Genomic DNA, 238 nt, shown 5'->3' on the forward strand with positions numbered 1-238 from the left:
ACGGCTTGAGGATGCGGCTGATTTATTTGAGTATTTTTCGAAGGATGAAGTAACAGAATTTTATGATGTAGATAGCTTTACAGATATTAAACAAGCGGAAAAATTAATAATGAACTGGAAAGACAAGTTCAATAATTCACTTGCGATCAGATGGGGAATAACACTTAGAACTGAAGATCGGGTCATTGGAACATGCGGATTTCATAGATGGGAGAAAAAGCATTTCAAGGCTGAGATC

1 protein-coding gene is annotated in these 238 nt (G+C 36.6%); it reads left to right on the top strand.

All coding sequences use genetic code 11. The features are described 5' to 3' along the window. A partial coding sequence (locus KIH86_RS16135) for a GNAT family N-acetyltransferase (RefSeq protein WP_223110558.1) occupies nt 1-238 on the top strand: 238 nt, incomplete at both ends.

Origin of the sequence: Paenibacillus sinensis (assembly GCF_019904155.1) — a bacterium.
GTDB lineage: Bacteria > Bacillota > Bacilli > Paenibacillales > Paenibacillaceae > Paenibacillus_AQ > Paenibacillus_AQ sinensis.